General features: G+C 64.9%; 24 protein-coding genes and 2 pseudogenes. 17 read left to right on the plus strand and 9 right to left on the minus strand.

Translation table 11 applies throughout. The annotated features are described in order from the left end of the window. The first annotated feature begins 52 nt into the window (after positions 1-52). The 17 genes and pseudogenes from OG452_RS14040 (at position 53) to OG452_RS14125 (ending at position 14,977) form a co-directional block, all read left to right on the plus strand. Positions 53-874, plus strand: a complete 822-nt coding sequence (locus OG452_RS14040) for a hypothetical protein (protein WP_327295948.1) — start codon at positions 53-55, stop codon at positions 872-874. Beyond that, a complete protein-coding gene (locus OG452_RS14045; RefSeq protein WP_327295949.1) occupies positions 871-1,512 on the plus strand; it encodes a hypothetical protein in 642 nt (213 codons plus the stop codon). The genes OG452_RS14040 and OG452_RS14045 overlap by 4 nt, the downstream gene beginning before the upstream one ends. Next, a complete protein-coding gene (locus OG452_RS14050; protein WP_327295950.1) occupies positions 1,512-2,117 on the plus strand; it encodes a hypothetical protein in 606 nt (201 codons plus the stop codon). The genes OG452_RS14045 and OG452_RS14050 overlap by 1 nt, the downstream gene beginning before the upstream one ends. A gap of 361 nt (positions 2,118-2,478) precedes the next feature. After that, the gene (locus OG452_RS14055) at positions 2,479-3,132 is read left to right on the plus strand and encodes a hypothetical protein (RefSeq protein ID WP_327295951.1); all 654 of its coding nucleotides are present in this window, start codon (positions 2,479-2,481) and stop codon (positions 3,130-3,132) included. 14 nt (positions 3,133-3,146) lie between these two features. Beyond that, a complete protein-coding gene (locus OG452_RS14060; RefSeq protein WP_327295952.1) occupies positions 3,147-4,184 on the plus strand; it encodes a hypothetical protein in 1,038 nt (345 codons plus the stop codon). A gap of 117 nt (positions 4,185-4,301) precedes the next feature. Further along, complete coding sequence (locus OG452_RS14065; protein ID WP_327295953.1) at positions 4,302-4,613, plus strand: hypothetical protein; 312 nt, start codon at positions 4,302-4,304, stop codon at positions 4,611-4,613. Positions 4,614-4,618: 5 nt separating this feature from the next. After that, a complete protein-coding gene (locus tag OG452_RS14070; protein WP_327295954.1) occupies positions 4,619-8,962 on the plus strand; it encodes a DUF6531 domain-containing protein in 4,344 nt (1,447 codons plus the stop codon). Next, positions 8,949-9,446, plus strand: a complete 498-nt coding sequence (locus tag OG452_RS35425) for an Imm50 family immunity protein (protein ID WP_442810006.1) — start codon at positions 8,949-8,951, stop codon at positions 9,444-9,446. Before OG452_RS14070 ends, OG452_RS35425 begins: the two co-directional genes overlap by 14 nt. Further along, positions 9,439-9,870, plus strand: coding sequence for an Imm50 family immunity protein (locus tag OG452_RS14080; protein WP_327295956.1), 432 nt, complete (start codon positions 9,439-9,441; stop codon positions 9,868-9,870). Before OG452_RS35425 ends, OG452_RS14080 begins: the two co-directional genes overlap by 8 nt. 59 nt (positions 9,871-9,929) lie before the next feature. Next, the gene (locus OG452_RS14085; protein WP_327295957.1) at positions 9,930-10,439 is read left to right on the plus strand and encodes a hypothetical protein; all 510 of its coding nucleotides are present in this window, start codon (positions 9,930-9,932) and stop codon (positions 10,437-10,439) included. 149 nt (positions 10,440-10,588) lie between these two features. Next, positions 10,589-11,388, plus strand: a pseudogene (locus OG452_RS35430) (RHS domain-containing protein); the annotation flags it as partial. Positions 11,389-11,437: 49 nt separating this feature from the next. After that, positions 11,438-12,730 (plus strand): IS256 family transposase, encoded by a 1,293-nt coding sequence (locus OG452_RS14100; RefSeq protein WP_442810007.1) that lies wholly within the window; start codon positions 11,438-11,440, stop codon positions 12,728-12,730. 41 nt (positions 12,731-12,771) lie between these two features. Continuing rightward, positions 12,772-12,936: pseudogene (locus OG452_RS14105) on the plus strand (RHS repeat-associated core domain-containing protein); the annotation flags it as partial. A gap of 57 nt (positions 12,937-12,993) precedes the next feature. Then, positions 12,994-13,257, plus strand: a complete 264-nt coding sequence (locus OG452_RS14110) for a hypothetical protein (protein WP_327299890.1) — start codon at positions 12,994-12,996, stop codon at positions 13,255-13,257. A gap of 104 nt (positions 13,258-13,361) precedes the next feature. After that, positions 13,362-13,736: a hypothetical protein gene (locus OG452_RS14115; RefSeq protein ID WP_327295960.1), complete on the plus strand. Its 375-nt coding sequence runs from the start codon at positions 13,362-13,364 to the stop codon at positions 13,734-13,736. Positions 13,737-13,972: 236 nt separating this feature from the next. Then, positions 13,973-14,356, plus strand: a complete 384-nt coding sequence (locus OG452_RS35435) for a DNA/RNA non-specific endonuclease (protein WP_442810008.1) — start codon at positions 13,973-13,975, stop codon at positions 14,354-14,356. Positions 14,357-14,440: 84 nt separating this feature from the next. Continuing rightward, the gene (locus OG452_RS14125; RefSeq protein WP_327295962.1) at positions 14,441-14,977 is read left to right on the plus strand and encodes an SMI1/KNR4 family protein; all 537 of its coding nucleotides are present in this window, start codon (positions 14,441-14,443) and stop codon (positions 14,975-14,977) included. A gap of 34 nt (positions 14,978-15,011) precedes the next feature. Here the strand turns inward: OG452_RS14125 and OG452_RS14130 are convergent, their stop codons facing one another. From OG452_RS14130 to OG452_RS14170, 9 genes are all read right to left on the minus strand, one after another. Next, positions 15,012-15,731 carry a hypothetical protein gene (locus tag OG452_RS14130; protein WP_327295963.1) on the minus strand — a complete coding sequence of 240 codons (720 nt, stop codon included), beginning with the start codon at positions 15,729-15,731 and terminating at the stop codon, positions 15,012-15,014. Between the two features lie 32 nt (positions 15,732-15,763). Further along, positions 15,764-16,792: a hypothetical protein gene (locus tag OG452_RS14135; protein ID WP_327295964.1), complete on the minus strand. Its 1,029-nt coding sequence runs from the start codon at positions 16,790-16,792 to the stop codon at positions 15,764-15,766. Continuing rightward, positions 16,789-17,469, minus strand: a complete 681-nt coding sequence (locus tag OG452_RS14140; RefSeq protein ID WP_327295965.1) for a hypothetical protein — start codon at positions 17,467-17,469, stop codon at positions 16,789-16,791. The genes OG452_RS14135 and OG452_RS14140 overlap by 4 nt, the downstream gene beginning before the upstream one ends. Positions 17,470-17,522: 53 nt before the next feature. Then, entirely contained in the window at positions 17,523-17,981 is a 459-nt protein-coding gene (locus OG452_RS14145) for a pilus assembly protein TadG-related protein (protein WP_327295966.1), read from the minus strand. Further along, positions 17,978-18,388, minus strand: coding sequence for a TadE/TadG family type IV pilus assembly protein (locus OG452_RS14150; RefSeq protein ID WP_327299621.1), 411 nt, complete (start codon positions 18,386-18,388; stop codon positions 17,978-17,980). Before OG452_RS14150 ends, OG452_RS14145 begins: the two co-directional genes overlap by 4 nt. A 158-nt stretch (positions 18,389-18,546) precedes the next feature. Continuing rightward, positions 18,547-18,918, minus strand: a complete 372-nt coding sequence (locus OG452_RS14155) for a TadE family protein (RefSeq protein WP_405562217.1) — start codon at positions 18,916-18,918, stop codon at positions 18,547-18,549. A 152-nt stretch (positions 18,919-19,070) separates the two neighbouring features. Then, complete coding sequence (locus OG452_RS14160; RefSeq protein WP_164259321.1) at positions 19,071-19,316, minus strand: hypothetical protein; 246 nt, start codon at positions 19,314-19,316, stop codon at positions 19,071-19,073. Positions 19,317-19,351: 35 nt separating this feature from the next. Then, entirely contained in the window at positions 19,352-20,281 is a 930-nt protein-coding gene (locus tag OG452_RS14165; RefSeq protein ID WP_327295968.1) for a type II secretion system F family protein, read from the minus strand. Next, entirely contained in the window at positions 20,278-21,432 is a 1,155-nt protein-coding gene (locus OG452_RS14170) for a type II secretion system F family protein (protein WP_327295969.1), read from the minus strand. Before OG452_RS14170 ends, OG452_RS14165 begins: the two co-directional genes overlap by 4 nt. Between the last annotated feature and the right edge of the window lie 10 nt (positions 21,433-21,442).

Genomic DNA, 21,442 nt, shown 5'->3' on the forward strand with positions numbered 1-21,442 from the left:
GCTGCGGAACACCGCAAAGCAGGATCACAGAAGCAAGGAAAGCAAGGACCACGTGGCGAGTGAGGACGAGCGAACCGTCGACGATCTGTTCGCGGAGCTGCCGGAGGACGGGCGGCGGACGCTGGAAGAGATCGGCATGGGGCTGCCGGAACTGCGCCGTATCGCCGACGGCGAGGGCGGCGGCATGCGGAGAGTGCGCGGTGTCCTGTCCGAGTTCACCGCCAAGGCTGATCCACGACGTCCCGGTGACGACGAGGGGCCAGATAGGCGGACCGCTGTGTGGCCGTGGATGCGACTGCTCCTCGCCGCCGTCGCCGGGTGCGTCGTGTGCTTGCTGTCCACCCTCATGCTGGGGAGCGGCCTCTCCCTGCTGGTGGGGGTCCTCTGCGGAGTGGGTGTCATCCTCGCGGCGCTCGGGACCCGGGCGTCGCACGGGGGCCTGGTCCTGCGGTGGCTCACAGTGGCGGCGTACTTCGTCCTGATCTTCGTCGCTTCCTACACCAGCCAGGAGTGGTATCTGCAGCTGCGCGGAGTGGAGCAGACGGCCACCATCACCGCGCCGAGCCACCAGTGGGCCCACGGGACTCGCCAGACCCACTGCCGAGTCAGGTTGCAGGACCGTTCCGTGCATCAGGTGTTCCGCAACAGGGAGGACTGCGCTGACCGGGTCGGCGCCAAAAGCGCTGCTGTGGTCGACCCGTCCGGCCACTACCGTCCCTTCCTCGGCTCGAAGTCCGACATCGGCGACACCGCCGAAACCGCTGTGTCCCTGGGCGCCGCTGCTGTCCTGCTTCTGGCCCCGGCCGGCGCCGCCGTCATCGGCCGGGTTCGACCGCGGCGGAACAGCGCCGATCGAGCGAGGGGAACGACGTGACCGCATCTCCCGGATCAGGCAGCACACCCGACATGGTCCGCACGGCCACCACACCCCCCTCCGACTACCGCATAGCCGTCCCCGAAGGCTGGGAACGCATAGTCCTCGACCCCGACCGCTGGACCCACCGCATCGACAAGCTGGTCAACCGCGGGCTGCGCCGGACGAAGGCCACCTCGCAGTTGAAGGCCGCGCTCGCGGACCGGCTCCGGGAGCAGGCCGAGGCCGCGCACGCGAATGGCGGCGTGGAGATGTACGTCGTCAACCAGATCATCGGCCAGGTGCCGGTGTCCGCCGGCCTGGTCGTCACCGTCCTGCAGCCGCCGCCGGGCACCGTGGCCGGGGCCCTGTCCGACATCGCTCTGTCCCTGGGGGCCCGCGGCGCCGACGTCACCATGGCCGACCTGCCCGCGGGCTCGGCCGTGCGCCATCTCCACCGTCAACACCCCGCGGCCGACGACCCGGACGGCAACAAGCTGCCCCTCACACACCTGGACCTCTACCTCGCCGTGCCGAACAGCGAGCAGCGCCTGCTGCTCTCGTTCTCCACCCCGACTCCGACGTCGATGGAGCCGCTGGCGGACGCGCTGGTGACACTCTTCGACTCGATCGCCCGCACTCTGCAATGGATGGCCTGATGCCCGAGTACTCCGCGTCCACGGTACGTATGCAGGCGCCGGACGACGCCGTCTCGCTGCCGGTACGCGAACTGGTCGACCTGGATGCATGGGCCGCTGACACGGCCCGGCTGCGCGTGGGCCCCGAAGGCGACGGACGGCTGACCGAGGCGCTCGCCGCCGAACTGCGCGAGGCTGCCCTGGATTCGCGCGATCGCGGGCCGGTCACCGCGCTCTCGTACGTCCCCACGCCGCAGTTGGGGGAGCTGGCCCGCATCGAGTTGTCGGCGCTGGTCGCCGACGAGACGTACCCCACGGTGACCGTCGATCTGCTCCACCGCTACCTGGCCGCTCCGACGGACATCTCGCTCCGACCACCCGAGGCCGAGCTGCGGGCACTCCCCGCCGGGCCCGCGGTTCGGGTGCGGCACGCATACGTCCAGGACGCCGACCGGGACGGGGCGGGCACCGTCATGGAGACCTGCGCCTACGGCATCTGCCCGGACGAGAAGTGGGGCCTCGTACTGCTCACTTCGTGGCGGGCCCTCGCGCACACCGACGCCCTGTGCACGCTGACGGACAGCCTCGCGCAGACGGTCACTGTGGCCTCCGCGGCGGCACACTGAGCCCGTACGCACAGCCGCAGGCACCGGCCCCTGGACCCGGACCCGGAGTATCGCGTCCGACGACGTCCCTGGAGCAGGAACGTTGGTGGCCCGGTTGGCCGTGCACTGACTGGGCATGCTGGTCTCCCGTCTGCTGTCAGAGAATCCACCAGCGCATCACCCGTGCACACAGCCGCCCGGGACGCGCGGAACATGCGCAGTCGCGACTGATTTGTCACGGCCAGGTCACCGCTCCCGCACATGGCACGGAATCCCCTGACCGCCCTCTGATGCCCTTTACATGCGACTGGTAGCTTCGAATGCCCTGAACGTTTGCAGTCCGGCCTGCCGGCCCGCTGTCGCCAACCGGGGGAGAACACTCGTGGCCCGCCGCACTCCAGCCATCGCCGCCGCACTCGCTGTCAGTGCGGCCCTGCTACTGACCGCTTGCGGAGGCAGCAGCAACGACGCCTCCAAGGACAAGATCAAGGGGGCGGACGAGGGAACGAAGAGCCCGTCTGCGTCGGCCTCCACCTCTGCGGCGCCGGGTGCGGCGCGGCCGGAGATCACGGTCCCCCACTCCTTCCAGCTGAATTTTCAGGGTTGGAACAGCAGCGACCCCGACGAGCAGGCCGTTCTCAACGACGGCAAGGAACAGGTCCGTGCCGGGTACGCGGCGATCATGGCCAACGCTCCCGATGCCGAGTACCTGACGTTCTACGACACGGCGGCCGGTCTCTCCCAGGACCAAGAGTGGATAAAGACCTACACAGGTAAGAACCTGACGCTCATCGGCAAGGCGCCGGTCTATGACGCCAAGGCGAGAATGCTCGGAAGCAATAAGACACGAGCGATCCTCAACTACTGCATGGACGAGAGCAAGGCATACACAAAGGGTCGCAAGACAGGCAAAGTCGAGGGAAACCCGGCAGGTACGGATCCCAAGGTGTATTACACGTCCACTCTGCAGAAGAGCTCACAAGGCGTCTGGCAGACCGTGTCCACCACCTCCAAGAGGGGTGGCTGCCCGTCGTGAACTCACGTCGCAGGATGACAGCGCTCACCGCGGCCTCGCTCGCAACGGTCGCTCTCGCCTCCGGCCCGGCCCACGCCATCGGAGGTGGCGGGACAAAGGGCGGCTCCGACGGCCGGAGCGTCAGCGCCTCCGCGACCCACTCCCAAATCCGGCTCAGCTATCCCAAGGGAGGCGGAGGGAGCGGCAGAAAAGGCAACCTGGCTGCGATCGATCCCAACTGGAAACCGCCCGCGTGCTGGTACGAGCCAGTCTTCACGCCAGAAGGCTTGAAAAGCTTCGTGAAGTCGTCCGGCGGCGACGGCGACGTGGGTATCCACGAGTCCTGGTACGGCACTGGCCTCTGGACCGACCACTACAAGGACGGCAAACCCGAAGCCAACTTCGACGACCCCAGCTCCATGGCTGATGGCTACAAGAACTACAACATCGGCAAGGGCGGCTACTTCTGGCGGAGCGTAGCGCCGGACGAATCAGATCCCGATTCCTGGCAGTGCGGCCGCATCATGTTCTGGCAGCCCGCCGGCCAGGTGCCGAAGATCCCGCACGCGCCCACACCGAAGATGCTCGCCGAGTACGCGTACAACCAGGTCAAGGTCCCCGAGACCAAGATCGAGCTGAAGCCGCAGACCAAGTCCACCGTGAACCTGCCCACCTGGGTCTGGCTGGACAAGGGCACCTTCAAGGACGTCGTCGTACGCGCCGAACTGCCCAACACCGGGCTCTGGGCCGAGACCACCGCAAAACCCGTGAGCCTCCACCTCGACCCGGGCACGGACGACGCGGACACCTTCCCCTCCTCCGGCACCTGCACGTTCAACAAGGACGGCTCCATCGGCACGCCCTACACGTCGGGCGACGCCAGCCAGAACCCGCCCTGCGGCATCAACTACCTGCACGCCACCGACGGAGGCCCGTACCAGCTCAAGGCGTCCATCACCTGGAAGATCAGCTGGCAGGGATCCGACAACGACGGCACGCACTCCCTCCCGGACGGAACCTTCCAGACCACCCTGGACATGAATGTCCAGGAAATCCAGACGATCAACCGCTGACAGAGCGAGCGAGAGTGCGGCACCAACGACCTCGGCCTGTCCTTGACATAAGCCACACCTGGCCGGGGTATCGTTTCTCGACTGACATGTACGCGGTTGTGAACGGGGTGGGGCAGCATGTCGGATTTGGCGAAGGATGCTGTGTCGATGGCGAAGGCGGCGTCGGGGCTGCGAGGGGCACGGCATCACACGGCGAAGCCGTTGCAGGATTTCACGTCGGCGTCGCACGATCTGTCGGCGTTGGGTGCGTTGGGGTCTTTGTTGAAAGCGACGGGTGATATCCGGGAGGGGATGCACACCTTGTCGGGTGTGACAGCGTCGCTGAACGAGGAGTGGGGCCAGGAGGCGAAGCTCCTGGGTGAGGTGTCGGATGCGTTTGATCTGCTGGATGTCCTGCTGAGTGCGGCCGCGCGCGCGAAGAAGGGCTGAGCCCGGTGGTCGATCTCAACCCGTTGCACTGGATCAGCAAGGCGAACCACGCTTTCGGCGACACAATGGCCAGTGGTCTGGAGTTCCTCGGGATAACCGACCCGGCTGTCGACCCCGATGGGGTCCGTGAGATAGCCAAGCACTGGCGTTCCCTGGCCAAGGGTCTCGAGGACGCTGCCCATGCCGCCGAAGTAGCCATGTCCGGTGTGACGTGGGAGGGCGAGACGGCCAAGGCGTTCTCCAAACGTGCCCGGACCATGCGCAAGCACGCCACCGACACCGCGCACTCGATGCGTGAGGGCGCCACCGCCCTGGACAAGTTCGCCGACGAGGCCCATGAGCTGATCACTCAGATCGGGGTGATGGTCGCGGAGATCGCCGAGTTCGAGATCGCCGGTCTCGCCCTGTCCGTCCTGACCGCCGGCATGTCCGAGGTCGCCTCCACCCTCGTCGCTGGCGAACGCGCCCTGAAAGTCATGGCGCTGATCACCAGGATCGAAGAATCCGGAAGTGCCCTCGGTGCCACGGTGCGGACCGCGATGGAAGCCATCCGCAACGTCGAACGGGCCCTGAAGGCTCTCAAAGAGATCAAAACAATCGCGAAAATCGGTAAACTCGCCTCCGAGGGTGCCAAGTTCACCGCGTTCACGACCGCCCTCGAAGACCCGGGAGCGTTCAAGGACCCTGGGAAACTCGCCAAGCTCCTCACCGAAGGCGCTATCGCGGGCGTCGGCCTCGGCTTCCTCGGTAAGGCACTCGGCAAGGGACTCAAAGCCCTCAAACCAGGGGAGATAGCCGACCTCGCGAAAGCGCTGAAACTCAACGGGTCAGGGCTCTCCCGCCTCAAACTCCGCCCCTCCGAGTGGGAAAAGCTCCCCGCATCGATCCGCGGCATGTTCAAGGAATGCAAACTCGACCCGATCGACGTCGCCACCGGCGACATGCTCCTCCCTCAGACCGACCTGAGCCTCCCCGGCACGCTCCCCCTCATCCTGGAGCGCACCCATATCTCGTCCTACCGGTGGGGCGGCTGGTTCGGCCCCTCCTGGGCCTCCACCCTCGACCAACGCCTCCAAATCGACGACCAAGGTGTCATCTACACCACCCCTGACGGCGCGCGCCTTATCTACCCCCACCCAGACCCCGACAGCAACAACCCCGTCTACCCCGAAACAGGATCACGCCTCGCCCTGACCTGGGACACCGAAACCGACGGCGCCCTCACCATCACTGACCCCGACACCGGCCACACCCACACCTTCCACACCCCCCAACCCACCAACGACGGACAAGCCGTCGACCTCCCCCTCCAAACCATCACCGACCGCAACAACCAACGCATCACCCTCCACTACACCGACAACGGCACCCCCACCCACATCACCCACACCGGCGGCTACCACCTCACCCTCGACCACCACCCAACCCAACCCCGCATCACCGCCCTACGCCTCATCGATCCAAGCAGCCCCGACCCCTCCGGCACCCTGCTGCGCTCCTACCAGTACAACGACGAAGGCCACCTCACCCACGTACAGAACTCCTGCGGACTCAACCTCAAGCTCACCTACGACCCCGAAGGCCGCATCACCTCCTGGACCGACAGCAACAACACCCACTACCGCTACACCTACGACCAACAAGGCCGCGTCACCCGCACCGAAGGCAGCGGCGGCTACCTCAACGGCACCCTCACCTACAACGACACCACCCACACCACCACCGTCACCAACTCCCTCGGCCACACCAGCCACTACCAACACAACAACGCCTACCGCCTCATCCGTACAACAGACGCCCTCGGCTACCTGACCGAGCAGGAATGGGACACCGAGAACCGACTCACTGCCGTCACCGATCCGCTCGGACACACCACCCGCTACACCTACGACGAACAAGGGCGTACGGCATCGGTCGTCCGACCGGATGGACGAACGGCGACCACCGACTACAACGGCATTGGCCGACCCACGACGGTCACCTCACCCGACGGCTCCTCCTGGGTCCACGAGTACGACGCCCGCGGCAATCCCACAGCGATCACGGAGCCGACCGGAGCCACCACGCGCTACACCCACAACGGTGCAGGCCACCTCACGTCGATCACAGACGCTCTCGGCAATACCACCCGCATACGCTCGAACCGAGCCGGTCTCCCTGTTGAAATCATTGATCCTCTCAACGCGGCTACCCGGTATGAGCGAGATTCCCTCGGCCGCCCCACTGCCCTCACGAACCCCCTCGGCCACACAACGCGTCTCGAGTGGACACTCGAAGGCAAGCCACTTCTGCGCATAGGCGGCGACAGAACCAGGGAGTCCTGGACCTACGACGGTGAGGGCAACTGCACTAGCCACACCGGGGTGAGAGGTGAGGTTTCACGCTTCGAGTACACGCACTTCGACCTGCTTTCAGCTCGCACTGGTCCCGACGGTATACGCCAGGAATTCAGTCACGACACGGAACTCCAACTTACTAAGGTCACCAACCCGCAGGCCCTGACTTGGGAATACCATTACGACGCGCTCGGCCGTATAGCTTCCGAGACAGACTTCGACGGCCGCACACTCTCCTATCGCAGCGACGCCGCAGGGCGGCTGAGCCATCGCACCAACGGCGTGGGTGCGACCATCCGCTACGAGCGGAACCCTCTCGGACAGACCACGCTCAAGGACGTCGCCGGTGCCGTCACCACATTCGAGTACGACTCCTCGGATGCTCTCATGCTGGCAGTCGGACCCGGTGTCACCTCCTCCTACACGCGCGGGCCGCAGGGACGCCTTGAGAGTGAGACCGTCAATGGCAGGACGCTGTCCTTCGAATACGACGACCTGGGACGCCGGACACACCGCACGACGCCGGGGGGTGCGGTCAGCGAGTGGATTTACGATGCGGCCAGCCGACGTACAGGACTGACAGCCTCAGGGCACAGCCTCGCTTTTTCCTACGACGCCGCAGGACAGGAAGTCTCCCGCGATCTCGGCACGGCACTCACTCTGTCCCACACGTTCGACGAACTGGGCCGTCTCACCAACCAACGGGTGACAAGCGCGGGCCGAGACACTCTTCTGCGCAGCTTCACCTATCGCTCAGACGGCTACCCGACCAGTATCGAAGACCTCCGATCGGGTACCCGACGGTTCGATCTCGATATCTCTGGACGCGTCACCGCGGTCCACGCAACCAACTGGACAGAGAAATACGCCTATGACGAGGCGGGCAACCAAATCTCGGCGTCATGGCCTGCCACCTCCTTCGGCACCGATGCCACAGGCGAGCGCGAATACGCAGGCACGCGTATCACGCGAGCGGGCAATGTGCGATACGAGCACGACGCACAGGGTCGCATCGTGCTACGCCAGAAAACACGCTTGTCGCGCAAGCCTGATACCTGGCGTTATACCTGGGACGCTGAAGACCGCCTGATATCGGTGGTCACCCCGGACGGTACGGTCTGGCGTTACCTGTACGACCCCCTGGGTCGTCGTATCGCCAAGCAGCGCATGGCCGCAGACGCCGAAACTGTCGTCGAGCAGATCGACTTCACGTGGGACGGCTCAACCCTCTGCGAACAGACAACATCGATCGCGGAGCTGTCAACCCATGTCACGGTGACCTGGGACCACAACAATTTTCTGCCACTCGCCCAGACCGAACGCGTCACATCGGCCTGCCAGGAGGAGGTCGACGAACGCTTCTTCGCGATTGTCACCGACCTCGTCGGCGCCCCGAGCGAACTCATAGACGAAGAAGGCAACACAGCCTGGCACACAAAGACCACTCTCTGGGGCGCCACCAGCTGGAACACCAACGCCAGAGCCTACACACCGCTCCGATTTCCCGGTCAATACTACGACCCTGAAACCGGGCTCCATTACAACTACTTCCGCCACTACGATCCTGAAACCGCTCGCTACCTGTCGGTCGATCCGCTTGGCCTCACCCCTGCACCGAATCCCACTGCGTACGTACGGAACCCGCACGTATGGTCGGACCCTCTCGGATTGGCGCCGTGCTTCGCTGAACAAAAATCCAAGGCACTGCGGGATGCCGGAGTTCCGGAGGGAACCAAACCATTCGACGTGAACGAGTGGACCGAAGCCACCACACCTGCCTGGCAAGGAAGCAAGCGATTGCTGGGGCCGGACGGTAAACCCATTTTCTACACGACAGAGTGGTACGAGACACCGTCAGGAGATATCGTCGTATTCCAGGACCATTGGTTTGGGCATCAGGAACCAGGGACTCCGGGACACCAGCCGGCGCACGTACACGTGAGACCGTACGACAATGATCGTAACGGTCAGATCCCCGGATGCGAGGAGCATTACTACTATGACGTGGGTTGATTTTGTCAGGAATCGCGGAGTCCTGGATTCACTCTTCGCAGACTCAGTACCACCACTCGAAGAACTTCGACTTCGATCCATTAATCTTACCTATATTGGCCCTTCCCTCACCTTGAGAGTCGACCTTCCATCATTCCCCCTTTCTAATTCATCACTCGAGTCCCAGGGTGATGAATTCGACACCCTGCAGTGCCAGCTCTCCTTTCAGGCCGTCGAGGAAATCGCCTTGACCAACTGGAAAGGTCCGGAAATCTGTACAATCCGCATCGCACCTCGGCCAGACTACAGGATTCAGGTCGAAGTGACGGGCGAGAACCTTCACCTCTCGTTCCGCAGCATCCGCGACATCCTTATCGACCACTTCAGCGCGTTCAAAATTAATAGTGATGGGTCTGACAGCGGGCGCCATCACTACACGCGAGGAATCGACGCCCGAATGTACACTTCACCACCCGAAACCCATGAAGCGAGCTTTTATGGATAACGCCACCTGGCCCACTTTTCTGTCCGACCCCCGCCAGATCCTTGACCTTTACGACCAACCCCCCGCACTGAACCGATGCGATCTCTTCTATGTCCATATCGATGAACGCGATACAAGCATCACATTCGGATTCGAGACAAGGGAACTTCCGGCACGCCCCCGCCAGAAATGGAAAAAGAAGCCATTCAATTCAATCAGATTTTTCATTTCCTTCACTGGCATCTCGCGGATCCGCATCAACGGCTGGGAGAGTCCCGGGGAGAAGGAAGTTGAGATTTCTCGACACGGTGAAGACGAATTGACGGTGCACGTCACCAGTAAAGCCAGCGAACTTAGCAACGCCAGTGACCTTGCTTTCCAAGCCGAATCAGCCTCGCTCACTCATTCTGCCGCCCAGTTGATGGCACCGGGTTCCGGTCCCTGAGTGCACACCTGGTCCGAGTAGAATCCGATCCATCTGTATGGCAAAGCGTTCAAACTGCGGTGGCCGATCTCAATCCGCCCTACTGCACCAGCAAGGTCAACCACGCTTTCGGGCACACATGGCCCGTCACCGAGGTCGCGAACCCCCTGGGACAGAAATGGCGTTACGCCTACGACGCCGCCGGCCGCCCGGTCTCGGAGACGGACTTCGACGGCAGGGTGGTGACGTACGAGCACGATGCTGTCGGTGAGTTGAAGTCCCGCACCAATCCGCTCGGTCATACGACCAGCTACCAGCGCAACGAGAACGGGCAGGTGACCCACAAGAACGCGGCGGGTCACCTCACGTCGTACGTCTACGACGAGGCCGACCGTCTGGTGCAGGTGACCAACCCCCAGCTGACCGTCTCTCTGCAACGCGACCGGTGTGGCCGAGTGCTGTCAGAGACGGTCGGCGACCGCACCCTGCTTCACTCCTACGACGAGCTCGGACGCCGCAACGGCCGCACCACACCACACATGCCACCAGCGAGTGGACCCACGACGCCGCCGGCCGACGCGATGTTCTGACCGTCTCGGGCCGTGGCATATCCTTTTCCTACGACTCTGTCGGCCGTGAGATCGGACGGGGATTCGGCAGCGGCCTCAAGCTGTCCCAGCAGTTCGATGAAGCGGGCCGTCTCGGGGCCCTCGAGGTGACTGCGGTGGGCAAAGGGCTCGTGCAGCGTCGGGCCTACGCCTACAGCAGTCACGGCGAAGTGGTGGGCGTCGACGACTATTTGCGCGGAGAGCGGAGCTTCGATCTCGGCCCGGCAGGCAGAGTCACAGCTGTGCACGCCAGGGACTGGACCGAGACATACGCCTATGACGCTGCCGGAAACCAGGCGGATGCCCACTGGCCCGACGCTCACCCGGGGAGTGAGGCGCGCGGCCCGCGGTCCTACTCGGGAACACGCCTCACTCACGCGGGAAACGTCCGTTTCGAATAGGATGCCGCCGGCCGGATCACTCTCGGCAGAGAACCAGGCTTTCCCGTAAACCCGAGACGTGGCGCTATGCCTGGAACGCAGAGGACCAGCTCTCCGAAGTGATTACACCGGACGGAACGGTGTGGAGATATCTGTACGATCCCCTGGGCCGGCGGATTTCCAAGTCCCGCCTTTCGGGCTGCGGCGAGCACGTTCTCGAACGGATCGAGTTCACCTGGGATGGGACCACGCTGTGTGAACAGACCTCGCACTCTGCGGATCTCGCCCGCTGCGTGACACTGACATGGGACTACGAGGGCCTTCACCCCATCTCGCAGACGGAACGGATCACCTCGGTGGACGCACCCCAGGAGGAGGTCGACCGTCGGTTCTTCGCCATCGTGACCGACCTGGTCGGGACACCGACCGAGCTCGTCGACGAAACAGGGGAAGTGGTGTGGCACACTCGGTCCACGCTCTGGGGAGCCGCGACCTGGCGAGCCGATTCCCCGGTGTACACCCCTCTTCGGTTCCCCGGTCAGTACTTCGATCGGGACTGTAAAACGTTCGGTGTAATTCCCGATCATGGAAGATGCATCGATGACCAGCGACGACGTGACCGAGATTGAGACCGCCGAGCCATCCGAGGCCGTGCTACCGAAGTCTGTGGACGATCGCCTGATTGATGAACTGGTGGGCCGGGCTCAGGCCGAGGGCCTTCAGCTGACCGGCGAGGGCGGGCTGCTGCAGCAGCTGACCAAGCGGCTCCTGGAGTCCGCCCTCGAGGGCGAGATCACCGACCACCTCGGCTATGACAAGCACGATCCCGCCGGGAAGAACGGCGGGAACAGTCGCAACGGGGCCCGTGGCAAAACCGTGCTGACCGATGTTGGCCCGGTCGAGATAGCCGTGCCCCGGGACCGCGAGGGTTCCTTCGAGCCGAAGATCGTCAAGAAGCGTCAGAAGCGCCTGTCGGGCGTCGACGAGATGGTGATCTCTCTCGCCGCGAAGAGGCTGACGACCGGTGAGGTCCAGGCCCACCTTGCCGAGGTCTATGGCGCCGAGGTGTCCCGTCAGACGATCTCCACGATCACCGACAAGGTCCTCGAAGGCATGGCCGAATGGCAGAACCGGCCCCTGGACGCGGTCTACCCAGTGGTCTTCATCGACGCCATCCACGTGAAGATCCGCGACGGCGCCGTGGCGAACCGGCCCATCTACGTCGCCCTGGCCGTCACGGCCGAGGGCCGGCGGGACATCCTGGGGCTGTGGGCCGGCGACGGCGGCGAGGGCGCCAAGCACTGGATGCACATTCTCACCGAGATCAAGAACCGCGGAGTGAACGACGTCCTCATGCTGGTCTGCGACGGGCTCAAGGGCCTGCCCGAGGCGGTCGAGGCCGTCTGGCCCCGCACCGTCGTGCAGACCTGCGTGGTCCACCTGCTGCGGAACTCCTTCCGCTATGCCGCCCGCCAGGACTGGGACAAGATCGCGAAGGTCCTCAAGCCCGTCTACACCGCGGCGACCGAGGAAGCCGCACTCGAGCGGTTCGCGGAGTTCGCCGACGCGTGGGGCAAGAAGTATCCGGCGATCGTCCGGCTCTGGGAGAACGCCTGGGAAGAGTTCACTCCCTTCCTCCGCTTCGACACCGAGATCCGCCGCATCGTCTGCACCACCAACGCGATCGAGTCCGTAAACGCGCGGATCCGACGGGCAGTGAAAGCCCGCGGCCACTTCCCGAACGAGCAGGCCGCCCTGAAGTGCGTCTACATGGCGATCATGTCGCTGGACCCGACCGGCAAGGGCCAGGCCCGCTGGACCATGCGCTGGAAAACCGCCCTGAACGCCTTCGACATCACCTTCGACGGCCGACTCTCCGCAGCACGCCAGTAACCCTCAACAACCCGAGTTACACCGCTCGTTTGACAGACCCCTTCGATCCCGAGACCGGGTTCCATTACAACCTCTTTCGGTACTACGACCCGGAATCTGCTCGATATGTGACACCGGACCCCCTCGGCCTTGAGCCAGCTCCCAATCCCCGTACCTACGTTGACAATCCGCATACGGAGTCGGACCCTCTCGGCCTCAAGCCATGCAAGATTCACGTCTCGCCGGTGGCGTCGGACTGGCCGACAAAGGGAGCTCATATCCATGTGGGCAAGGACGAGGTGAGCATCGCCGTCAACAAGGAGGGTGAACTCGTTGGCACCCCGATCCGGCTCAAGGGGGGTCTGGCCACCAACAAGAGCGTGAAGCAGGCCGTCGACGCGGTGGCGAAGGATCCCAAACTTCGTGCGGATCTCATCGTCAAGGCGACGTCGGCGCGGGAGCACATGCTCGATCACAACTGGGGCAACAAGCAGAACCGCGCGGATGAGATGAAGAAGCTCATCGACAAACTGGAGAGCATGCCGTGACAGGACTTCGGTTTCTTGCCCTGCTCATCGCCACGGGCAAAACGAACGGTGTGGGCATCGGCTCGTCCGTCTCCGAAGTCCATGAAGCCCTCGGTGAAGGCTTCATGGAGGAGACCGACGAGGACGGTGTATCGCTCCGGAGAGACTACGGCGCCCTTGAGGTGACCTTTTCCGGAGAGCCCGACGGAGTGGTGACCGGCATTGTGGTCGAGGTGCACCGTCTCTCCGGTGACTCCGACACCCGGGCCGACGCCTGTCAGGAACTGAAGGTCGACTTCCCCGAGTACACACGCTGGACCGAACTCGCTCAGGAACTGGAGGAGACGGCCGGTATCCCCATGTTGAAGATCTCTTCACAGAGGGAGTTCCTCGAATACCGGGCAGCCGGAACGAAGGTGTCGGTACATGTGGTCAACAACGACGAGGAGCGGGACGACTGGCCCGGACACGGGGATGTGTGGAGTGTGTCGCTGGGGTGACGCGGCCACTGTCGTTGATCCCGCGGGCTATGTCGTAAACCCTTTTACCTGGGTGGATCTCTTGATCCTTTGCCCCTGCAGCCCCGGCACGAAGGATGACAGAACTCGATCGTCGAGTCGTTGAAGGGACCGTCCGCTCAGGGGCATGGGATTGTAGATCGCGATTTCCTGACGGTACCGAGTCCGTATGGAGATTTCCTTCGGAAATCCAATGGACCTTCTAGCCTCGATCTTGCATGAGGGGCGACGAATCCGCCGGATGGGATTCAGAGAAGAGACACAACAGGGGCCACTTGCTCGGCGCCCTGCTTGGTGGATCGAACGAGGACCCCAGAAACTTCGTCACCACGCACCAGTTCGCAAACTCGCCCGTAATGCGCCACTGCGAGCTGCAGGTCCAGCAAGCCGTACGGCACGGCGACACCGTCCGCCTCCGCGTAACTCCGCATTACCACAGCGATAGCGACACGATCCTCGTCGGATTTACCCTTGAAGCACACAGCGAAAATGGCTTCAAGTTCCATGCATATTCTAAGGACCCGAAGGAAAGACGTGCCAACAGAGCTCAGGGCGGAACCTTGAATTCGGTTACGATCCTCAATGTCCCCAAGTGTTCCTGATCCTCAGACCATGCCAAGCTCGTTGTAGTTGGTATTGGTGCGACACCAGGATGAGGTGTGCGCCATCTCGTGGAGGAATGATCCATGAACGCACCGCTTAGGGAACTGGTCGACTTGTACGCTCCCTCCCGGGAGGCAACCGGGAAGGACTGGGACAGCGTCGAGCATCGGCTCGGCACCGAGTTGCCCCGCGACTACAAGGACTTGATCGAAGCCTTCGGCGCCGGCCTCTTCGACTCGCACATCTGGCTCCTGGAACCTCAATGCGAGAATCAGTCGCATGACCTCGAATTCGACAATGACGGTAGCATGGATGACCTCGAAGACTTCTGGGAGATGGGTGAAGAGAAGCCAGCCGAGTTGGATGAGTTCGGGAGCAAACTGATCTCCTGGGGTGGTACGCCCAGCGGCGAGGTTCTATTCTGGCTCGTGCGCCCGCATCAGGATCCCGAGACTTGGACGGTCATGATCAACGAGTCCCGTGGACCGCGCTGGGAACACCTCGAATTGAACTGCACGGAGTTTCTCTCCTCCGTCCTTTCGGGCCGTGTGCGTTCCAAAATCCTGTCATCTCGGCTCCCTACACCGGAACATGAGTTTCGCCCCTTCGGAACCAGTTGAACGTCATGGCATCCGTACGGTCAGGCTGATAAGGTCAGCCCGCCCGGAGTACCGCCAGTGCAAACACCAACCTCAGGTCGAGCCAATCCGCTTTCGGCATATAGGTTTTTACGCCTTGATCCGTGTGGCCCGACTCCAGTGCCACTTCTTCCTCGCCCGCCCGCCACGTCACCGGCTTGTGGACATAGTTCCCGCCGCCCCCGCTGTCGTCGCCGCCGAGGAGCAGGGAGTCCACGACGCTGTCGACGAGGCTCTCCGCCTGACGCGCTGCGGCCGCCTTGCCACGGGTCGCGACATCCTTGGCGCTGCCCTTCGCCCAGTGGTAGCGGGCGACGATATCCGGGTAGTCCGGTTGCCGGAACCACCAGGTGTGCTGGATGGTGCGCTTCGTGGCACCGGTCCTGTGGACTGTGCCGATCTCCTGGCCCTGCGCGTCCGTCACCCGGTACCGCTCACCGCCCCGCCCGCCGACGATCAAGGGCGCCAGTGCGCAGATCGGGGCTCCTGGAGACCGGGCATCGCGGATCTCGTACGCCTTGACTTCCACGTCGGCCTGGACGACCAGAGCGGCGGGGATGAATCGCTGCCCCTTTGGACCGGGCAACGGCACACGGATCGCCCGCGGTCCGGTCACCGCTTTACGGCGGAACGTGGCCGGCTGCTCCACATCACTGACCACGAACTTTTCGATGCCCTGCCAGGGCACCGGCTCGACCGGCGGCTCCGGGGCACGCCGCTGTCTTCCGAATGCCATCGTTCGTTTCCCTCCTCAGGTGGCGCGGGTGTTCAGCGGTTGACCGACTGGATCTCCTGAACGGCGACGTCCTTCGTGTCCCCGTAGGTTCCGTTGGGCAGGCTGTCGCCCTCGCCCGTGGTGCTGGTCCAGTTGATCTCCCAGGTGAGCGTCGCCCGCAGCGGATACGTGCCTCCGCCGGACGAGCGCTCGTACGTCACTCCGCAGGACGGGGTCCGGTCGGCGGAGCCCTTGGTGTACGGGGTGCCGATCGACTTGTCCGCGTTGAGCGGGCAGTCGCCGCTCGCCGGATAGACCTCCGCGTCGTCCGTGCCGGGGTCCAGGTGGAGGGCGACAGGGGTGGCGGTCGTGGTCGCGGAGAGCCCGGTTCCGGGCAGCGAGGCGGTCACCGAGACCGGCTTGAAGCGGGCCTTGTCCAGCCAGACCCAGGTGGGCAGGTTGACCGTGGATTTACCGGCCGGGGCTGCCTCGATCTGCGTTTCGGGGACGGGGAGTTCGTCGTAGGCGTACTCGGCGAGGATCTTCGGGCTCACTGCGAGTGGCTCGTGCGGGGTGGTGTTGTTCGGCACCCAGAACGGCGGCTTGTCGCAGGAGTTCGCTTCGGGGTCATCCTTGCGCTTCGGGTTGATGGCAGCTGCCCAGAACATTCCCTTGCCCTGCTGGTCAAGGTTGTAGTTCTTGTACTTGCCGTCCTTGTAGTAACTGTCGAGGAGGCCGCCCACGATGTCGCCGATACCGAAGATGCCCACCCTCCGCCAGGACTTGACCGTGGCCTGGATCTCCTTCGGCGAGAAGGCCGGCTCGTACCAGCAGGCCGGCGGAGTCCAGTTGCTGTCCGTGGAGGAGAGCGAGCCGGTCTTCGCGGTGCTGGGGTTGCCGTTGGTGGTGGTCCGGATGCGGGTCTGGACGGTGATCTTGCCATTGCCCGAGCCACCCTTGGAGCTGCCTCGCAGATGGCCGTCGTGTTCATACCCGCCGCCGGCAAACGCGGAGGTCGGTACGGCCAGGATGGTCAGCGTCAGCCCCGAGACCATGAGGAATTTCGACGCTGCCGGGCTCAACCTGCGCACTTGTCGGCCCCCGCACCCGAAATGACGCTGGTCGACTGCCAGACGCCCTTGTCGTTCTTCTCCAGGCGCTCGTTGAAGAATGCGTAGTCGTCCGCCGAGCCAGGAGAGTGCGTCACCTTGCCGGTCTTGCGGTCCTTGGGGTACGTCTTCGTCGCGTCCTGGCAGTAGGTCAACGCTACGGCCCCGCCCTTGAGAGGGGTGACCTTACGGTTGTAATAACGAGTGGTTCCCACGTACGACCTGCCGTCGTCATAGAACCCCTGGATAAACGCCAATGCTGCGGTGAGCGCATCGCCCTTGTTGTAGAACTGCAGCGCAGGTGTCAACTTCTTGGCATCCGTGGTGATCGCCGCATTGATGGCGTCGAGGTTCCGGGCGTTATCCGCAAGGACCGCGTCCTGCTTCGGGTCCCCCGTCTTCCCGCCCTCGAAGACGTTGCTCACGCCCTTCGGCAGCACGACCTTCGGCCGCTTGATCCCGTCCCCGGAAGCCGAGGCGGAAGGGGCCGCCGCCTTCGTACCGGTGTCCGCTCCCGGCACCTTGTCCGCCTTGTCGGAGGACGACGAGTCACCGCCGCCGCACGCCGACAGCAGCAGCGCGGCGGCGACCGCCAGCGACGCCGCGCCGGCCCCGCGGCGCACGGAACGTGAGTGGGATGTGTGCTGCATGAGGGTGTGTGCCTTTCCATCTGAACCGGGGATACCCAGCGAACGGGTCACCATCAGCCCGTGACGGACTCGGCGACCGAAGAACCGTGGACGGTTATCGAGTGGCTGTAGAACAGGCCCGTCAGCACCGGCTGGTAGGTCAACTGCACCGTCACCTCCACCCGTTGCGTGTTGGCGGCCGTGCAGTGCGATGCGCCGATGTCCTGGCCGGACATCCCCATCTCGACCGCGAAGGCGTGCACGCGCGCGTTGCAGTTCTGGTAGTTGATCGGCGCGGGCCCGCCCCGGTTGTTGTACAGGGCCTCCCGGTCTATGTCCTGTGCCGCGTACCGCGCGGCCTGTTCCGCGATGTCCGCGGCACGTTCACGCTGCGAGATCGACAGCCCGCCGTCCACCACGAACGCGGCCAGGGCCAGGAACAGGAACGCGAAGATGATGACCGCGGCGGCGCCCGACCCCCGGTCGTCCAGCTGGGCCCGGCGGGACTCGATCCATCCGGTGAGCGCGTTCACTGCGTCCTCCGGTACGGGTCGATCGGCGAGGTCGAGTGCCCGCTCAGGGTGGTGGGGATGTTCAGGCCGAGCATCGCGAGTCCACGGATCTGGCAGCTCACGTCGACGGTGAAGAAGCCGCCCTTGACGAACCCCTTGGCCGTGACGGACACCGGGCCGGAGCAGACGTCGGTCAGATCCGCGTCGGCGGCTCTGCGCGCCTCGGACATCGCGACGCCGCCGTCCTTCTGGATCGAACCCGCACGGGCGGCGTCCCGCGCGGCGCTGTCCACGGCGCCGCGTCCCTCGACCAGCTGCCCGAAGCCCACGAGCACCAGAATAAAGAGGATCATGATGGGGGCGAGGATGACCACTTCGATGGTCGACAGCCCGCGGTCGGCGCCCCCGAGCCTCAGTCGCGTACGCAGGGCGTGACCCCGCGTACGTACGCCGAAAGCCCGCGTACGTATGTCGAAAGCCCGCGTACGTACACCGATAGCCCGAGTACGTACAGCGCTCCGCCGCCCACGCCCCGCAGCCGCGCCCGTATCGAACGCCCTTCGCCCCGCCACCCGTTGGCCTCTCATCAGTCCCGCACGAACCGCTCGACGGGCCCCCGCGACTGCGCGTGCACCGTGAGGCCCAGCCCGGGGAAGACATTCGGGACCTTCGCCGTGATCTCCACACCCACCGTGTCCTTGTCCGGCTGGAGCATCGTCACGTTCGGGCCCAGCACCAGCTTCGAGCCGAGCTGGTGGATGTAGCTCTGCACGACGTCACCCGCGTCCCCGCGCCAGCCCCCGGGGTTCGCGTCGGCCTCGGCCCGCGCCTTGCGCGCGCCGGCCTGCGCGGCCGCCTGGGCCACGTGGTCGGCGAAGAAGTACAGCGCGAACTGCACCGTCGCGAAGATCATGAAGAACAGGACCGGCGTCAGGAAGACGAACTCGATCGCGGTCATGCCGGAGTCACCGCGGGCGGAGGCTGCCTCCACCCTGCGGCGTACGAACGCTCTGATCCTCTGACGCACCAGCACCGACTCAGTGACTCGACTCGATCGATCGGACTCGGAAATGAACAGTCACCCCGGAAGGTTCACGGAAGGCCCCGGCCTCAGCAGGTGCCGCTCGCGCTCGCTCCCTTGATGCAGTTGCCGACCTTGTTGGCGCCGTCACTCAGCGCGGAGTTGATGATCGCGGCGACCACACCGACGATCGCCACGACGACCGCCGAGATGATGACCCACTCCACGGCTGACGCGCCGCGGTCGGTGTCCTCGGAGCGGGCGCGCTCGACGCGTGCCTGCAGGAACGTGATCAGGAAGTCGACAGTCGGGTGACTGAAGCGGCGTCCGAACATGGGATGAAATCCTCTCAAGAGAAGGGGAAGCGGGATCAGACCTGGAAGACGCGCATCGCGGCCGGATAGATGAGGAAGACCAGGAACCCGGCGCAGAGAAGCAGCTGTGCGACAAGCATCGACTGCGACTTCTCACCCGCCGCCCCCTCGATCTCGGCCATTTCGCGGTGCCGCATCGTCTCGGCCCTGGAGGCCAGCGACTCACGTACCTTCGCCCCGTCGTCGGCGACGAGCGCCAGCGACGACGACAAGTCCTTCAGTTCCTCGATACCCAGGTCCTCGCCGAGCCTGCCGAGCGCGAGCCACTGGCTGGTGCCGGTGATCCGGGCGTCCGCGAGCGCGTTGCGGATCCGGCGCAGCGCCCAGCCCTCGCTCACCTCGGCGGCGGCCATCAGCGCCTCGGGCAGACCGCGCCCGCCGGCGAGGTTCATCGAGACGAGGTCCAGATACGCCCCGATGACGCGGCGCAGGTCCTTGCGCTTGTCCGCGGCGTCCCGGCGTACTTCCAGGTCGGGCAGGAAGAAGAAGAGCAGACCGCAGACCAGCGCGAGCCAGACCGGGATGATCGGGCTCTTGCTGAAGCCGACCACCACGACGATGGCGAAGAGCATCGGGCCGAAGATCAGGCCGACCACGCCGAGCAGCACCTTGGTGGCCAGGAACCCTTCCCAGCCGCGGTCGAGGACCGCGAGGTCGGAGCGGAGCGAGCGCTGCTCCCAGCCCTGCTGCAAGTAGAGGTCGGCGATCCGCACCCCCACCCGGGCGCGCAGCGAGCCGAGCCGGCCGTCGTGCGATTCGTGGTCGCCCGGCCGCTCATACCCCGAACCGGCCGCCCGCAGTGCATCGATGCGCTGCACCTGCGAGACCGCGGAGCGCTTCGTACGCGACAGGGCCCGTACGAGGACGAAGACGCCGAGGCCCAGTACGGCCCCGATCAGTACCGGTGCGGTGAGGATGTCGATCATCGCGGCGCCCCCTGGCCATGGTTGAACGGCGAGCCCTGCGGAGGCTGCTGCTGTCCGCCCTGATTCGGTCCGCCCTGGTACTGGCCACCGGGAGCCTGCTGGCCACCGGAATACTGGCCACCGGGAGCCTGCTGGCCGCCCGGGGCCTGGTGCCCGACAGGAGCCTGGTGTCCGACGGGAGCCTGGTGTCCGACGGGAGCCTGCTGGGCGCCCTGCTGATGGGACGCGTGCTGGGTCGCGTCGGGCCGTACGAACCGGACCTCGGGTTCCGCGCGGACCAGGAAGCGCTCCGGCGTCTCGATCACCGACAGCTTGCGCAGCCACCAGAAACCGAGCGCGAACAGACCGCACACCCCGGCCAGCACCAGCTGACCGATCGGTGAACCGTACGGGGAGACGAAGTCCCGGTTGAACACGGCGAGTCCGAGTACGAACGCCACCGAGACCACGACCACGATCTGCACACTGCGCCGGGTCGACGAGCGCTGCGCCATCACCCGGTGGCGCATGTCGATCTCCTCGCGCGCCGATTTGGAGAGCGCGCCGAGCACCTGGCGCAGACCGGGGCCGCGCAGCTTGGCGTTGAGGATGAGCGCGGCCACGATGATGTCGGCGGAGGCGTCGTTGATCTCGTCGGCGAGGTACTGGAGGGCCTCCGGCAGCGGCATCCGGGCGCGCAGCCGGTCGACCAGCGCGTCCAGGTGCGGGCGCAGGGCGGGGGCCGCGGCGCGTGCGGAGGCAGGGATGGCCTGTTCCAGGCCGACCGCGCCCGCGATGGTGTCACGGAGCGACTCGGTCCAGCCCGCGAGCGCCTCCACCCGGCGCATGGCGACCTTCTCCTGGGCGGCGCCGCCGAAGAGGCGGTCCCAGAAGAAGACGAGCAGCCCGGCGGCGACTCCGGCCACGGTCCAGCGGGTCAGCAGCAGGACGACGAGTCCGACGCCGACGGCGATTGAGCCGCGCCGGCCGATGAACTGGAGCAGTTCCCTGGCCCGTTCGCCGCTCTCGGCTTTCACATGGCCGGGCTTGGGCTCGAAGCCGCGGATCGCGACGATCAGCAGCGCGAGACCGCCGCCCGCCGCGACTCCGCACCCGAGTCCGAGCAGCAGCTGCGGATCGAAGAACCCGCCCAACGAGGAGATGCCATTCATACGGTCTCCT

This window comes from Streptomyces sp. NBC_01197, assembly GCF_036010505.1.
Classification (GTDB): Bacteria; Actinomycetota; Actinomycetes; order Streptomycetales; family Streptomycetaceae; genus Streptomyces.

Bases quoted from the DNA above. Each gene is read 5' to 3' on its own strand.
- OG452_RS14050 (WP_327295950.1), top strand. From the start codon at position 1,512: ATGCCCGAGTACTCCGCGTCCACGGTACGTATGCAGGCGCCGGACGAC.
- OG452_RS14060 (WP_327295952.1), top strand. From the start codon at position 3,147: ATGACAGCGCTCACCGCGGCCTCGCTCGCAACGGTCGCTCTCGCCTCC.
- OG452_RS14065 (WP_327295953.1), top strand. From the start codon at position 4,302: ATGTCGGATTTGGCGAAGGATGCTGTGTCGATGGCGAAGGCGGCGTCG.
- OG452_RS35425 (WP_442810006.1), top strand. From the start codon at position 8,949: ATGACGTGGGTTGATTTTGTCAGGAATCGCGGAGTCCTGGATTCACTC.
- OG452_RS14080 (WP_327295956.1), top strand. From the start codon at position 9,439: ATGGATAACGCCACCTGGCCCACTTTTCTGTCCGACCCCCGCCAGATC.
- OG452_RS14100 (WP_442810007.1), top strand. From the start codon at position 11,438: ATGACCAGCGACGACGTGACCGAGATTGAGACCGCCGAGCCATCCGAG.
- OG452_RS14115 (WP_327295960.1), top strand. From the start codon at position 13,362: ATGGAGGAGACCGACGAGGACGGTGTATCGCTCCGGAGAGACTACGGC.
- OG452_RS35435 (WP_442810008.1), top strand. From the start codon at position 13,973: ATGAGGGGCGACGAATCCGCCGGATGGGATTCAGAGAAGAGACACAAC.
- OG452_RS14125 (WP_327295962.1), top strand. From the start codon at position 14,441: ATGAACGCACCGCTTAGGGAACTGGTCGACTTGTACGCTCCCTCCCGG.
- OG452_RS14130 (WP_327295963.1), bottom strand. From the start codon at position 15,731: ATGGCATTCGGAAGACAGCGGCGTGCCCCGGAGCCGCCGGTCGAGCCG.
- OG452_RS14140 (WP_327295965.1), bottom strand. From the start codon at position 17,469: ATGCAGCACACATCCCACTCACGTTCCGTGCGCCGCGGGGCCGGCGCG.
- OG452_RS14155 (WP_405562217.1), bottom strand. From the start codon at position 18,918: ATGACCGCGATCGAGTTCGTCTTCCTGACGCCGGTCCTGTTCTTCATG.
- OG452_RS14160 (WP_164259321.1), bottom strand. From the start codon at position 19,316: ATGTTCGGACGCCGCTTCAGTCACCCGACTGTCGACTTCCTGATCACG.
- OG452_RS14165 (WP_327295968.1), bottom strand. From the start codon at position 20,281: ATGATCGACATCCTCACCGCACCGGTACTGATCGGGGCCGTACTGGGC.
- OG452_RS14170 (WP_327295969.1), bottom strand. From the start codon at position 21,432: ATGAATGGCATCTCCTCGTTGGGCGGGTTCTTCGATCCGCAGCTGCTG.